Source organism: Microbacterium arborescens (assembly GCF_049707515.1).
Lineage (GTDB): Bacteria > Actinomycetota > Actinomycetes > Actinomycetales > Microbacteriaceae > Microbacterium > Microbacterium arborescens_B.
Genome location: NZ_JBNAFI010000001.1, coordinates 50,013 through 62,857, shown reverse-complemented (window position 1 = coordinate 62,857; position 12,845 = coordinate 50,013). Strand labels below are relative to the sequence as shown.

Here is a 12,845-nt window from a genome sequence, read left to right as displayed (position 1 = left end):
CGGGACGCCCGAGCCGGGCCCGCGGTCGGGACTCAGTCATTCCATAACCGGGCAACCGCTGTCAGCGGGAAGGATCGCCTGCCCACAGGGCCGGCTCGGGCACGAACGCGAACGCCTGCTCGACGATGTCGGGCGCCAGCGCGTCCCGGGACGACGGAGACCACGACGGCGCACCGTCCTTGTCGACCAGGCGCGCGCGGATGCCCTCCACGAGGTCGGGCTGCGTCGTGGCGAACCACAGCACCAGCCCGTACTCCTGGGCCAGCACCGCGCGGAGATCGTTCCGCTCGCGGGCCGCGCGGACGGCGGCGAGCGTGACCGCGAGGGCCGTCGGCGGCAGCGTGTCGAGCAGGTCGGCGGTGGCGTGCGCCTCCGGCTCGGCGCGGCCGCGCAGACGCCGGAGGATCTCCTCGACCGTGCCGGCGCTGAACGTCTCGTCGATCCACGGGCGGGCCGACTCCAGGCGTGAGGGTCCCGCGGTCTCGTCGAAGAGGAGCACGAGCTCGGTCGCCGTCTGCGGGTCGGCTCGGCTGACGAGCGCCTCCCGCAGATCGCCCAGCCGGTCCGCGGGCACGAGGTGATCGGCGAACCCGGCGTAGATCGCGTCGGCGGCGTCCATCGACTCCCCCGTCAGCGCGAGGTACTCGCCCGTCCGTCCCGGCGCGCGGGCCAGAAGCAGGCTGCCGCCGACGTCGGGGGTGAAGCCGATGCGCACCTCGGGCATCGCCAGGCGCGACCGTTCGGTCACCACCCGCACGGCCGCGTGGCCGGCGAGGCCGATGCCCCCGCCCATCGTCACACCGTCGGCGAACACGACGATGGGCTTCGGATACGAGGCGATGCGCGCGTTCAGCGCGTACTCGGCACGGAAGAAGTGCGCCGTCTCGGCGACGTCTCCGGTCACGATCTGGTCGTACAGGCCGCGGACGTCGCCCCCCGCGCACAGCCCGCGCTCGCCCGCGCCGTCGAGCAGCACGGCATCGACGCCCGGGTCGTGCTCCCACGCGTCGAGCGCTTCGGCGAGGCGCTCGATCATGCCGACGTCGAGGGCGTTGATCGCCTGCGGCCGATCGAGGGTGAGGTGTCCGAGCGCGCGATCGAGACGGGCCCGGACGCGCGGGTCGGATGCAGCGGCGTCGGTCACCCTCGCCACGCTACCGCCCCCGCGGCGGCATCCGAGAGGCCGGCCGCGGGCCGTGCCGGCAGCCCGGAGTTCGCGGTGAACGCGGCGTGTCGGGCAGGATGGGAGCCGGATCACCCGGCGAGAGGGGGCGCGATGGCAGACGGACAGGTGCTGGAGTTCACCGACGTAGCGAAGCGCTTCGGCCCGGTCGCGGCGGTCGACGGCCTGACGGCACGGGTCGAACCCGGAGCGGTCACCGGCTTCCTCGGGCCCAACGGCGCGGGCAAGACCACGACGCTGCGCATCCTCCTCGGACTCATCTCCGCCACCTCCGGCTCGGCCACCATCGGCGGTCAGCGCTACCGCGATCTGAAGCATCCGCTGCAGACGGTGGGCGCCGTCCTCGAGTCGTCGAGCTTCCACCCCGGCCGATCGGCCGCCGCGCACCTCCGCGTCTACGCGCACGCGGCGGGCATCGCCGCCTCCCGCGTCGACGATGCCCTCGGCATCGTCGGGCTCGGCGACGTGGCGGGTCGCAAGGTCGGCGGGTTCTCGCTCGGGATGCGGCAGCGCCTGGGCCTCGCCTACGCCCTCCTCGGCGACCCCGGCGTTCTCGTGCTCGACGAGCCGACGAACGGCCTCGACCCCGAGGGCATCCGCTGGATCCGCCGCTTCCTTCGCGACCTCGCCGCCGAGGGCCGCACGGTGCTGGTGTCATCGCACCTGCTCGCCGAGGTGCAGCAGTCGGTCGATTCGCTCATGATCATCACGCGCGGACGCCTCGTCTACCAGGGCGGCATCGAGCACGTCGTCCCGCAGGACGAGATCGCCACCGTCGTCGACGCCGACGACCGGGAGGCGCTGCGCAGCGCGCTCGAAGCGGCCGGCTACGAGAGCGACGAACGGCGCACCGGCCTCGCGGTCCGCGGCGCCGACGCCCCGACCGTCGGGCGCATCGCCGCAGCCGCCGGCATCCCGCTGACCGCCCTGCAGCGGAAGGGTCCGGCGTTCGAGGAGGTCTTCCTCGACCTCGTCAGCGGCGCCCGCGTCCACCCGTCCGCCGCGGAGTCCCCCGCCCGTCCCGCCGAGAGCGAGGAGACGCGATGAACCTCCTGAACGCGACCCGCTCGGAGCTGACCAAGCAGTTCTCCACGTCGGTGTGGTGGATCCTCCTCGTCGTCCTCGTCCTGTACATCGGGGGAACCGCCGGCGGCATGGCCGCCGTCTTCGCCGCCGGTGAGAGCGGGTCGCTTCCCGGCGCCACGATGCCGACCGGGCTCGGCGAGCGGCTTCCGAGCCTCATCTACGGTCTGGCCACGGCGATGGGCTACGTCTTCCCCCTCATCGTCGGGTCACTGCTGGTCACGGGTGAGTATCGCCACAAGACCCTCACCCCGACCTTCCTCGCGACGCCCCGCCGCGGCGTCGCGCTGACGGCGAAGATGCTCGCGGGCGTCGTCATGGGTCTGGTCTTCGGGGTCGCCGCAGTGGCCTCGACCGTCGCGGCGGGCGGCGGGATGCTGGCCGTGTTCGGCGTCGACCCGCAGCTCGGCCGCGCCGAGACCGGGGCCTTCCTCGCCCGCATGCTGCTCGCGCTCGTGCTGTGGGTGCTCGTGGGCATCGCGCTCGGCACACTGATCCGCAACCAGATCGCCGCCGTGGTCGGCATCCTCGCCTTCACGCAGTTCGTCGAGCCGATCGCCCGGGTGGGCGCCGGCCTCCTCGACGGGCTCGCGGATGTCGTACGGTTCCTGCCCGGTGCCGCCTCAGACGCGCTGGCGGGAGATAGCATCTACGCCGTCATGGGCGGCGGCACGGCCCAGCCGCTGGACTGGTGGGCGGGCGGACTCGTGCTCGCGGGCTACGCGATCGCGTTCGCCGTCATCGGCTACGCGGTGTCGTGGCGGCGCGACGTCGTCTGATCCACCAGATCGACCACGTCGACCGGGTCATCGGCCTCTTCGACCTCGAGGCGCAGGGCGCGCACGAGCGCGAGGCCGTGCCGGGTGGTGAGGATCAGCCGCTGGAACTCGTCGTCGCCGTCGAGATCGATCACGACCGAGGGGCGGCGGCGCCGGACGAGGACGAAATCGGTTCCGCCCGCCGACTCGAACGAGCCCGAGGCGATCACCCCGGGCACCGATAGGCCGGGGCTCGGCACGCCGCGAAGCCACGACCAGGCGTCGTCGGTCAGCTGCACCTTCGTGATGTGCTCGCGGGCCACCGCGACATTCCTCCGACGGAATGCCGCAGCCCGCTCGGTCGCCGAGAGGACGACTTCGAGCTGCGCCGAGTCGAGCAGCAGGGTCACCATGCGTCTCAGTCTGCCAGGCGCGCGCTCGCCATTTGCTCACAGAGCGGCAACGATCGCGGCGCGCGGTCTCGTCAGGATGCGGCGGCGTCGGAGGCCGGGGCGGGCTGACGCGCGATCGCCTCGACGAGCGAGGAGATCGTGGTCTCGGCGGCGACCACGTCGACGGCGAGCCCCAGCTTGCGGGCGTCGCGAGCGGTGCGCGGGCCGATGGCTGCGACCAAGGTGGATTCCGGCAGCTCCGGGAACTGCTCGCTGACCTGCTCGGCCACGGATCCGCTCGTCACGAGCACCGCGTTGATACGGCCGCTCGCGACGTCGGCGGCGATGCGTTCGGTCACGGGGACGCCGATGGTCCGGTACGCCACGACGCTGCGCACATCGTGGCCGGCCTCGATGAGCGTGCGGGTGAGCACCGGCTTCGCGGTCTCGCTCCGCAGCGCCAGGACGCGGGTCGGTTCGGGCTCGATCGCGATGATCCGCTCGGCCAGGCCCGCCGCCGAGTCGTCTTCGTCAGGGACGAGGTCGACGCGATAGCCGACCGCCGTCAGCGCCGCCGCCGTCGTCTCGCCCACCGCCGCGACGCGCGTGCTGGCGGGGATCTGCGCGCGATACGCGTACAGGACGTCGACCGTGGTCGCGCTCGTCAGCGTGATCCAGTCGAACGCACCGGCGGCCAGCTCGGACAGCGCGCCCTCGAGCTCGGCGGCGTCCGTCGTGGGCGCGAAGTTCACCAGCGGCGCGATGACCGGCGTCGCTCCGTGCGAGCGGAGGAAAGCCGCGACCTGGTCGCCCCACGGGCCGCCGCGGGGAACGAGCACGCGCCAGCCCCGAAGGGGCTTCTGCGGCTCAGCTGAACCGGGCTCAAGGTGCATATGGTGGCTCTCATGAGGCGCCGCCGCCCCAGAAGAGCGGCCGACGCGCGTTCCTTCTCCGGGTGACGCTGACCCGGATGCGCAACATCGGCAGCACCCGCTCCATCGCCGCTGCCTCGATTCCGAGCATACCCCGCTGCGAGCGTGGGGCCTCGGCGCCAGGTATCGATCCGGACTCGGTTGCACCGAGATCGGACCGCGCGGCGGCGAAGTGGAACGGGTGTGCCGGTGTCAGCGTGCGATCAGTCGGGCGATGCCCCACACGACGGCACCGACGGCCACCGCGACGCCCACGGCTGCCGCGGCAGCTCCGGCGGGGTTGCGCTGCGCGTAGGCGCGAGCCTCGCGGCTCGCCCGGTCGGTGGCGATGACGGCGCGCTTGGGCAGGTTCGCCTTGTGCTCGATCGCGGCCAGCGCGGCCTTCAGCTCGGCGCGTGCCTTCTCGACCGGGTCGGTGATACCCAGCGGCACCGCGGTGTCGGGGAGCTCAGAACTCATCGGCCACTTCCTTCACGATCTTGACGTCGGTGGAGATCGACTGTGCGGGGCTCTGGCGCGAGCTCAGCTTCTTGAAGCGCAGCAGACCGAGCACCGCGAAGACGGCGGCGATCACCAGCAGGATGCCGATGACGATGAGCGACGAGGCCCACGCCGGCAGCCACGACGACAGGCCGATGATCGCGAAAGCGCCGATCGCGGGGATCGTCCAGAACAGGAAGAACAGGGCGACGATGAACCAGACACCGCCGAGGCCGGCATCCTTCCCCGTCTTCTTCGCCCACGCCTTCGCCGAATCGATCTCCGCGACGACGAGGTTGCGGACGAGCTCGGGGATTTCACCGATCAGGGTGAACAGGCTCTCATCGGCTCGATCGCGGAATCCGCGGGGTGTGCTCATCTCAGCTGTCCGCCACGGCGCTCGCGTCGGCGACCTTGCGCGCATCGCGCTCGGCTGCCTTGCGCACGTCGCCGGCGGCCTTCTCGCCCTCCGCGACGGCCGCGTCGAGCTTGTCGCCCGCCGATCCCTTCTTGCCGGCGGCCTGGGCCACCTTCTTGGCGCTGTCCCACACGACGCTGGGAACGGCGAAGGCTGCCGACTTGCCGAGCTCGGTCACCTTGCCGACCTGCTTCTGGACGGGCTCGAGCTGCCAGAGCTCCTGGGCCTTGTCCTTGATCTGCTCGTAGCGCTCACGCCCGGCGCGGGCGCCGAGCACGTAGCCCGCGGCGAGTCCGACGGCGATGCCAATCTTGCCCCTCATGGGGTCTCCTCACGTTCGACGTTGCTGCGTGGTCCCAGGCTATCGCCGTATGCCCTCTCAGGTATCCACTCCCGTAACCTGCCGGACCCGGCTATCATGCCGTGCCCGGTCCTCGCCAGAGCACGGCCGTGCGCGCCGCGTCCGCCTCGGTGCGGGCGTCGGCGGCGACCCGCTCGAGGCTGTTGCCCGAGAGCCAGCCGCCCACGAGCGCCAGCCCGGGGAGCTCGCGCGCTCGTTGGCGGATGGCGGAGACCGCCTCGTGATGACCGAGCAGCGAGCCGGGCGCGGCACGCTGATAGACGACGCGGACGGCCGCGCGCACGGCCTCCGGCGCGATCTCGACCTCGAGCAGATCGGATGCCGCCGCGCGGGCGGCGGCGATGACCTCCGCGTCGGCCGATGCGGTGTGAGCGAGCGTCACCCGCAGCACCTCATCGCCGGCGGGGAGCGCATCGCGAAGCGACGGCCACGTCTGCGACACCGGTCTCACCGTCGCCGGGGCGGCCCCTCCCCCGATCACGAGCGAGCCGCGGTCGGGCAGGCTCACCCCCGAGATGTGGAGCATCACGACGTCGAGGGGTTCCGGTCGCGGTCCCGCACTCTCGGGGAGGACCAGGTGCGGCGCGAGGAGGTCGCGCGCCGCATCCTCGTCGGTCGCGAGGATGAGCAGATCCGCGGTCAGCGGGCCGACCGCCGTGTCGTCGCCGGTGCCGGTGCCGGTGCCGGTGCCGGTCTCGGTGCCGGTGCTGGTGCCGGTCTCGATCGTCCACGCGTCGCCGTCGCGGCGGAGCGCCGACACGGGCGTGTCGGTGCGGATGTCGACGTCGAAGTCGCGCAGCCGATCGGCGAGCGCGTCGACGAGTCGGTGCAGTCCGCCCCGCGGCGCCGACCGCTGCGGTGTGCCGCTGCGCATCGTCTGAGAGACGGCACCGCTGAGCGACCCGGTGCGGGTGAGCGCCGGGTTCAGCGAGGGCGCCGCGACGTCGACGTCGACGAACTCCGGCGCGACACCGTGGACGGCGAGGATGTAGGGCGCGACGAGCCGATCGCGCACCCGGGCGCCCATGCGCGACTCGACCAGTTCGCCGAGGCTCCGTCGACGTCCGACGGTCAGAGGCGGACGCAGTCGGTCGAGGTAGGCCCGCCAGGCGCCGCGCGTCTCGATGTGACGGCGCACATCCTCGGCCCAGGGATTGGCCGGGATGCCGAGCACGGTCTCGACGGGGGCCGGCGCCGCGCCCCTCGGTCCCGCGGCGAGCCACAGCCGATCGTCGCGCGGCGCTTCGAGCTCGCCCGCGAGCCCGACCTCGTCGATCAGGGCCGAGAGGGTCTTCGCGGCCGCGGGAACGCCGTCGGCTGCGGCATCCACCACGACGTCACCGAGGGCGATGCGGTCGAGCGAGCCGCCGAGGTGCGGCCGGGCATCGACGAGGGTGACCCGCATCCCCAGCCGAGCGCATTCGAGCGCTGCCACGATGCCCGCGATGCCACCGCCGACCACGACGACGCGGGTGTCGTGGGCGTGCGTCACGAGATCCGTCATCCCCCCATCCTGCCGCGTCGGCGATGAGAACATGGAGAACATGAGCCTGCACATCACCGACGACGCCGCCGCCGATCAGCTGCTGACGGAGAGCCCGCTCGCGCTGCTCATCGGGATGCTGCTCGACCAGCAGATCGCGATGGAGACGGCGTTCACGGGTCCGCTGAAGATCCGCGAGCGCGCCGGCTCGGTCGATGCGGCGACGATCGCCGGCTACGACCCCGAGGCGTTCGTCGAGGTGTTCCGTCAGACGCCCGCCGTGCACCGGTACCCCGGTTCCATGGCCGGCCGCGTGCAGACCCTCTGCCAGACCGTCGTCGACGACTGGGGCGGCGACGCGTCGGCCATCTGGACCTCGGGCGATCCCGACGGCCCGACGGTGCTCAAGCGGCTCAAGGCACTGCCGGGCTTCGGCGAGCAGAAGGCGAAGATCTTCCTCGCGCTCCTCGGCAAGCAGTACGGCTTCACCGGCGAGGGATGGCGGAAGGCCGCCGGCTCGTACGGCGACGAGGGCTCGTTCCGCTCGGTCGCCGACATCGTCTCGCCCGAGTCGCTCACGAAGGTCCGCGAGTTCAAGCGCGCCGCCAAGGCCGCCGCGAAGGACGCTGCAAAGTCTTAGCCCCTCCCCCGGAGGTCGAGCGAGCGAAGCGAGACGAAACCCCCACGCCCACGCCCCGCCCCTCCCGGAGGTTGAGCGAGCGAAGCGAGACGAAACCCCCACCCCCGCGCCCACGCCCCCTCGCCCCCTCGCCCCCTCCCGGAGGTTGAGCGAGCGAAGCGAGACGAAACCCCCACGCCCACGCCCCTCCCGGAGGTTGAGCGAGCGAAGCGAGACGAAACCCCAGCGCCCCGGCCCTCACTCCCCGCGGCGACGCTGTCGTTCCCGAGAACTCCATCCCCGAATGGCGTCCACGCCACCCTCGGCGAAGGCCACACGCTTGGCGTGGCTCCAGCCCTGGATGCGCTTCTCCCAACCGAAGGCGTCGTCGACGCGCTCGAATTCCTCTGCCCAGAACAACCGGACGGGAAGACGGGCACGCGTGTAGGCCGCCCCGTTGCCCGCCTGATGTTCGCTGAGGCGTCGTTCGAGGTCAACCGTGCTGCCCACGTAGAGGGTGTCGTCGGCGCAGAGGAGCATGTACACGTGCGGCATCCGCCGACGGTACCGAGCTGCGTGAGCGTCGCGGTTCCACTCTGCACAACCCAAACCCCCCGGACGTTGAGCGAGGAGCGCAGCGACGAGACGAAACGCACCCACCGGCCGACACGGTTTCGACTCGCTCCGCTCACTCAACCCCCGGAGAACGCGAGAACAAACCCCCCGGACGTTGAGCGACGAGCGCAGCGACGAGACGAAACGCACCCACCGACCGACACGATTCCGACTCGCTCCGCTCGCTCAACCCCCGGAGGACGCGAGAGCAAACCCGCCCCGGGCGTGGAGCGAGGAGCGGAGCGACGAGACGAAACGCACCCACCAGCCGGCCCGGTTTCGACTCGCTCCGCTCGCTCAACCCCTGGAGGCGCGAGAGCAAACCCCCCGGACGTTGAGCGAGGAGCACAGCGACGAGACGAAACGCACCCACCGGCCGGCCCGGGTTTCGACTCGCTCCGCCCGCTCAACCCCCGGAAACCGCGACACCAACGAGACGAAACGCACCCACCGACCGACACGGTTCCGACTCGCTCCGCTCGCTCAACCCCCGGAAACCGCGACACCGACGAGAGGAAACGCACCCACCGGCCGACACGGTTTCGACTCGCTCCGCTCGCTCAACCCCCGGAAGGGGACCTGTCAGGCGCCGCGCAGGCGCTCGGCGAGATAGCCCTCGAGAGCGTCGAGCGGGATGCGCTCCTGCGCCATCGTGTCGCGATCGCGCACCGTGACGGCGCGGTCGTCGAGCGAGTCGAAGTCGACGGTGACGCAGAACGGCGTGCCCACCTCGTCCTGACGGCGGTAGCGGCGCCCGATGGCGCCGGCGTCGTCGAAGTCGATGTTCCAGCCGCGGCCGCGGAGGGTGTCGGCGACCTCACGCGCCAGCGGCGACAGGCGCTCGTTGCGGCTGAGGGGCAGCACGGCCACCTTCACCGGAGCCAGGCGCGGGTCGAGGCGCAGCACCGTGCGGGTGTCGACACCGCCCTTGGCGTTGGGCACCTCTTCTTCGTCGTAGGCGTCGACGAGGAAGGCCATCATCGCGCGCGTCAGTCCGAACGACGGCTCGATGACGTACGGCGTGTACTTCTCGCCGGATGCCTGGTCGAAGTAGGTCAGCGACTGACCGGATGCCTCGCTGTGGCTGCCCAGGTCGTAGTCGGTGCGGTTCGCGACGCCCATGAGCTCGCCCCACTCCTTGCCCGGGAAGCCGAAGCGGTACTCCACGTCGATCGTCCCGGCGGAGTAGTGCGCGCGGTCGTCTTCGGGCACGTCGAAGCGGCGCATGTTGTCGGCGTCGATGCCGAGCTCGATGAACCAGTTCCAGCAGGCCTCGACCCAGTGGTCGAACCACTCCTGCGCCTCCGCGGGCGGGGTGAAGAACTCGATCTCCATCTGCTCGAACTCGCGCGTGCGGAAGATGAAGTTCCCCGGCGTGATCTCGTTGCGGAACGCCTTGCCGACCTGCCCGATGCCGAACGGCGGCTTCTTGCGGCTGGCGGTGAGCACGTTCGAGAAGTTCACGAAGATGCCCTGAGCCGTCTCGGGGCGCAGGAAGTACAGGCCCGACTCGTCGTCGACGACGCCGAGGTAGGTCTTCACCAGACCCGAGAACGACTTCGGCTCGGTGTACTGACCCTTCGTGCCGCAGTTCGGGCACGGGACGTCGGCGAGGCCGTTCTCGGCCGTGCGGCCCTTCCGCGCCTCGAAGTCCTCGATGAGCGTGTCCTCGCGGAAGCGCTTGTGGCACTGCAGGCATTCGACGAGCGGGTCGGTGAAGGTCGCGACGTGACCCGACGCCTCCCACACGCGCTTGGGCAGGATGATCGACGAGTCGAGTCCGACCATGTCGCCGCGACCGCGGACGAAGGTCTGCCACCACTGGCGCCGGATGTTCTCCTTGAGCTCCGTGCCGAGGGGACCGTAGTCCCACGCCGAGCGCGAACCGCCGTAGATCTCCCCCGCCTGGAAGACGAACCCGCGATGACGGGCGAGGGCGATGACTTTGTCGAGGCGGGACTGCTCGGCCACAGGTGGCTCCAAATGGTCGTTTTCGGGATGCGCCGATCGGCGCAGACGCCGTAGGCACGGCATCCCGATTCTAGTCGCGCCGCGCACACCGACCCCGATACGGTCGAAGGACACGTCGATACGCACGGGAAAGGTCAGCATGGAAGCTCTATTCGCCGGAGGCGCGCTCGTGATCGGCGGCATCGCCGTGGTCGCCGTCATCATCCTTCTGATCTTCCTGCTGATCATGGTGCGGGCCTGGTACAAGGTCGCTAAGGCCGACCAGGCGCTCGTGATCGTCGGTCGCAACCAGAAGAACGCTGCCGGAGACTCCTCGCGCATCTCGATCATCACCGGCGGCGGCGCCCTGGTGAACCCGCTCACGCAGCGGGCCGAGATGATCTCGCTGCGCGCACGCCAGATCAAGATGGAGCCCACGGCCCAGGCATCCAACGGCGTCACGGTCAGCGTCGCCGGCGTGGCGCTCGTGAAGATCGGATCCGACCCGGAGTTCGTCCGGCGCGCGGCCGAGCGCTTCCTCTCGCAGGACGGCGCGATCGAGCAGTTCACCACCGAGCAGCTCGAGGGCGCGCTCCGCGGCGTCGTGGCGACGCTGACCGTCGAGCAGCTGATGAAGGACCGGCAGAAGCTGTCGGACCAGATCGCCGAGGGCATCAAGAGCGACCTGCTCGCTCAGGGCCTCATCCTCGACTCCTTCCAGATCCAGGGCATCACCGACAAGAACGGCTACATCGACGCCCTCGGTGCGACCGAGGTCGAGCGCGTCCGCCGCGAAGCGGACGTGGCCCGCATCAACGCCGCCCGCGAGGTGCGCGCGCGTCAGCTCGCCACCGACGAGGCGAACCTCATCGAGCAGACCGCGTACGACAAGAACTCCGCCGCCGCATCCGCCGAGGTCGGTCGCGCCCGCGCCGAGGCCGAGCAGGCCGAGGCCCTCGCCCGCGCGCAGCGCGAGCAGGACGTGCTGCTGCAGGCCGCCGAGAACCGGCAGGCCCAGCTCGACGCCGACATCAAGAAGGTCGCCGACGCGGCACTCTACGAGCGCCAGCGCAAGGCCGACGCCGACGCGTACGCCGAGGTGAAGGCCGCCGAGGCACGTGCCCAGATCGCCGCGCAGGAGGCGGAGGCCACGCGCCTGCGCGCCCAGGCCGAGGCCGACGCGGTGCGCCTGGCCGGTGAGGCCCGCGCCGAGGCGATCGAGGCCGAGGCCGCCGCCATCGCGCAGAACCAGGAGGCGCTACTCGCCCAGCGCGCCATCGAGGCGCTCGTGCCGCTGATGACCGAGTTCGCCCGCGGCTTCGACAAGGTCGGCTCGATCACCGTCCTCGGCGGCGACGGCGCGTCCAGCCACATCGCCTCGGAGAGCGCGTCGAGCATGCGCGCGACCTTCGACGCCGTGCAGGCCACGACCGGCATCGACCTCCGCCAGATCATCCAGGGTCAGGCCACCGGCCGCGGCGTCGCCCAGGGCCTGCGCGCGGACGACGAGGCCGCGCCCGCGGCATCCGCCCGCACCCGGCCCGCCGGCGACAGCCCGGCATCGGAGTGAGCGCGCCGTAACCCCTCACGATCGTCGACGCCCCGCCTCACGTTCCGCGTGACGGCGGGGCGTCGTCGTCTCGGGCTGCCCGCATCCGAGGAGTCGCCGCGCACGGCCTCACTGCACCGCCCCGGATTGTCAACCGGGTGCGTGACGGGCGGGGCCGTTCGTAGCGTCGAGGCATGACGTTCACTCCTCGCCGTGCCATCGTGACCGCTTCCGACTCGGGGATCGGTCGCGCGACCGCCCTCGCCCTCGCCGACGCCGGAATGGACGTCGGCGTCACCTGGCACTCGGATGAAGAGGGCGCGAACGAGACCGCGGAGGGCGTTCGGGCCCGGGGCCAGAAGGCCGTCGTCGCGCAGTTCGACGCGACGGAGTTCGACAAGGTCCCCGGGGTCATCGAGCATCTGGCCGCCGAGCTCGGCGGGCTCGACGTCTTCGTCAACAACGCCGGCGGCGGCACGGGCGGCCCCGTTCTCGACCTCGACCTCGACGGCTGGCGCACGGTCGTCGCACTCAACCTCGACGGCGCCTTCCTCGGGATGCAGACCGCGGCGAAGCTCATGGCGGATGCCGGCGACGGCGGCCGCATCATCGCCGTGACGAGCGTCCACGGCTCGCAGCCGCGCGTCGGCTCGGCCGCCTACGTCGCCTCCAAGCACGGCCTCGAGGGCCTGGTGAAGACGATGGCGCAGGAGCTCGGCCCGCGGGACATCACGGTCAACTCCGTCGCTCCCGGCGAGATCGCCACCCCCATCAACGACATGGAGGGCGACGAGGCCGAGAAGACCCACCGCCCCGGCATCCCCATCCCCCGCCCGGGCAAGCCCGAGGAGATCGCGTCGGTCGTCGCGTTCCTGGCCTCGCCCGCATCCTCATACGTCACCGGTGCGACCTGGGTCGTCGACGGCGGGATGCTGCAGATGGGGCCGCAGGCGGGCTCGCACCTGCAGTCGGACGACTGGCGCGACGCCGGGTCGGAGTAACAGCCCCGCGAGGCCCGGGGC

At 71.5% G+C, this 12,845-nt stretch carries 14 protein-coding genes; 5 read left to right on the top strand and 9 right to left on the bottom strand.

Features of this window, described 5'->3' with window-relative positions; genetic code table 11:
* Nucleotides 1-61: 61 nt before the first annotated feature.
* Nucleotides 62-1,144, bottom strand: a complete 1,083-nt coding sequence (locus ACPYN5_RS00280; protein WP_424446981.1) for an enoyl-CoA hydratase/isomerase family protein — start codon at nt 1,142-1,144, stop codon at nt 62-64.
* Nucleotides 1,145-1,276: 132 nt separating this feature from the next.
* On the opposite strand from ACPYN5_RS00280, the gene ACPYN5_RS00275 reads away from it, so the two are divergent.
* Entirely contained in the window at nt 1,277-2,230 is a 954-nt protein-coding gene (locus ACPYN5_RS00275; protein WP_424446980.1) for an ATP-binding cassette domain-containing protein, read from the top strand.
* Nucleotides 2,227-3,045, top strand: coding sequence for an ABC transporter permease (locus ACPYN5_RS00270; protein ID WP_424446979.1), 819 nt, complete (start codon nt 2,227-2,229; stop codon nt 3,043-3,045). The genes ACPYN5_RS00275 and ACPYN5_RS00270 overlap by 4 nt, the downstream gene beginning before the upstream one ends.
* On the opposite strand, the gene ACPYN5_RS00265 is transcribed toward ACPYN5_RS00270, so the two are convergent.
* The 6 genes from ACPYN5_RS00265 to ACPYN5_RS00240 all read right to left on the bottom strand — a co-directional run bounded on the left by ACPYN5_RS00265 (nt 3,012) and on the right by ACPYN5_RS00240 (nt 7,111).
* Nucleotides 3,012-3,437 carry a hypothetical protein gene (locus ACPYN5_RS00265; protein ID WP_424446978.1) on the bottom strand — a complete coding sequence of 142 codons (426 nt, stop codon included), beginning with the start codon at nt 3,435-3,437 and terminating at the stop codon, nt 3,012-3,014. The genes ACPYN5_RS00270 and ACPYN5_RS00265 overlap by 34 nt on opposite strands.
* A 71-nt stretch (nt 3,438-3,508) precedes the next feature.
* Nucleotides 3,509-4,309, bottom strand: a complete 801-nt coding sequence (locus tag ACPYN5_RS00260; protein WP_424446977.1) for a uroporphyrinogen-III synthase — start codon at nt 4,307-4,309, stop codon at nt 3,509-3,511.
* A gap of 231 nt (nt 4,310-4,540) precedes the next feature.
* Nucleotides 4,541-4,807, bottom strand: coding sequence for a hypothetical protein (locus ACPYN5_RS00255; RefSeq protein WP_424446976.1), 267 nt, complete (start codon nt 4,805-4,807; stop codon nt 4,541-4,543).
* Nucleotides 4,797-5,207: a phage holin family protein gene (locus ACPYN5_RS00250; RefSeq protein ID WP_424446975.1), complete on the bottom strand. Its 411-nt coding sequence runs from the start codon at nt 5,205-5,207 to the stop codon at nt 4,797-4,799. Before ACPYN5_RS00250 ends, ACPYN5_RS00255 begins: the two co-directional genes overlap by 11 nt.
* Nucleotide 5,208: 1 nt before the next feature.
* Complete coding sequence (locus ACPYN5_RS00245) at nt 5,209-5,568, bottom strand: hypothetical protein (RefSeq protein ID WP_424446974.1); 360 nt, start codon at nt 5,566-5,568, stop codon at nt 5,209-5,211.
* Nucleotides 5,569-5,662: 94 nt separating this feature from the next.
* Nucleotides 5,663-7,111 (bottom strand): protoporphyrinogen/coproporphyrinogen oxidase, encoded by a 1,449-nt coding sequence (locus tag ACPYN5_RS00240; RefSeq protein WP_424446973.1) that lies wholly within the window; start codon nt 7,109-7,111, stop codon nt 5,663-5,665.
* 40 nt (nt 7,112-7,151) lie between these two features.
* On the opposite strand from ACPYN5_RS00240, the gene ACPYN5_RS00235 reads away from it, so the two are divergent.
* The gene (locus ACPYN5_RS00235; RefSeq protein ID WP_424446972.1) at nt 7,152-7,730 is read left to right on the top strand and encodes an HhH-GPD-type base excision DNA repair protein; all 579 of its coding nucleotides are present in this window, start codon (nt 7,152-7,154) and stop codon (nt 7,728-7,730) included.
* A 237-nt stretch (nt 7,731-7,967) separates the two neighbouring features.
* Here the strand turns inward: ACPYN5_RS00235 and ACPYN5_RS00230 are convergent, their stop codons facing one another.
* Together ACPYN5_RS00230 and ACPYN5_RS00225 are read right to left on the bottom strand one after the other, a co-directional pair.
* Nucleotides 7,968-8,264, bottom strand: a complete 297-nt coding sequence (locus tag ACPYN5_RS00230) for a GIY-YIG nuclease family protein (RefSeq protein ID WP_424446971.1) — start codon at nt 8,262-8,264, stop codon at nt 7,968-7,970.
* 642 nt (nt 8,265-8,906) lie between these two features.
* Nucleotides 8,907-10,295 (bottom strand): glycine--tRNA ligase, encoded by a 1,389-nt coding sequence (locus ACPYN5_RS00225; protein WP_424446970.1) that lies wholly within the window; start codon nt 10,293-10,295, stop codon nt 8,907-8,909.
* Nucleotides 10,296-10,434: 139 nt separating this feature from the next.
* Between ACPYN5_RS00225 and ACPYN5_RS00220 the strand changes: the two genes are divergently transcribed.
* Nucleotides 10,435-11,844, top strand: coding sequence for an SPFH domain-containing protein (locus ACPYN5_RS00220; RefSeq protein ID WP_424446969.1), 1,410 nt, complete (start codon nt 10,435-10,437; stop codon nt 11,842-11,844).
* A gap of 173 nt (nt 11,845-12,017) precedes the next feature.
* Entirely contained in the window at nt 12,018-12,824 is an 807-nt protein-coding gene (locus tag ACPYN5_RS00215; RefSeq protein ID WP_424446968.1) for an SDR family oxidoreductase, read from the top strand.
* The last annotated feature ends 21 nt before the right edge of the window (nt 12,825-12,845 follow it).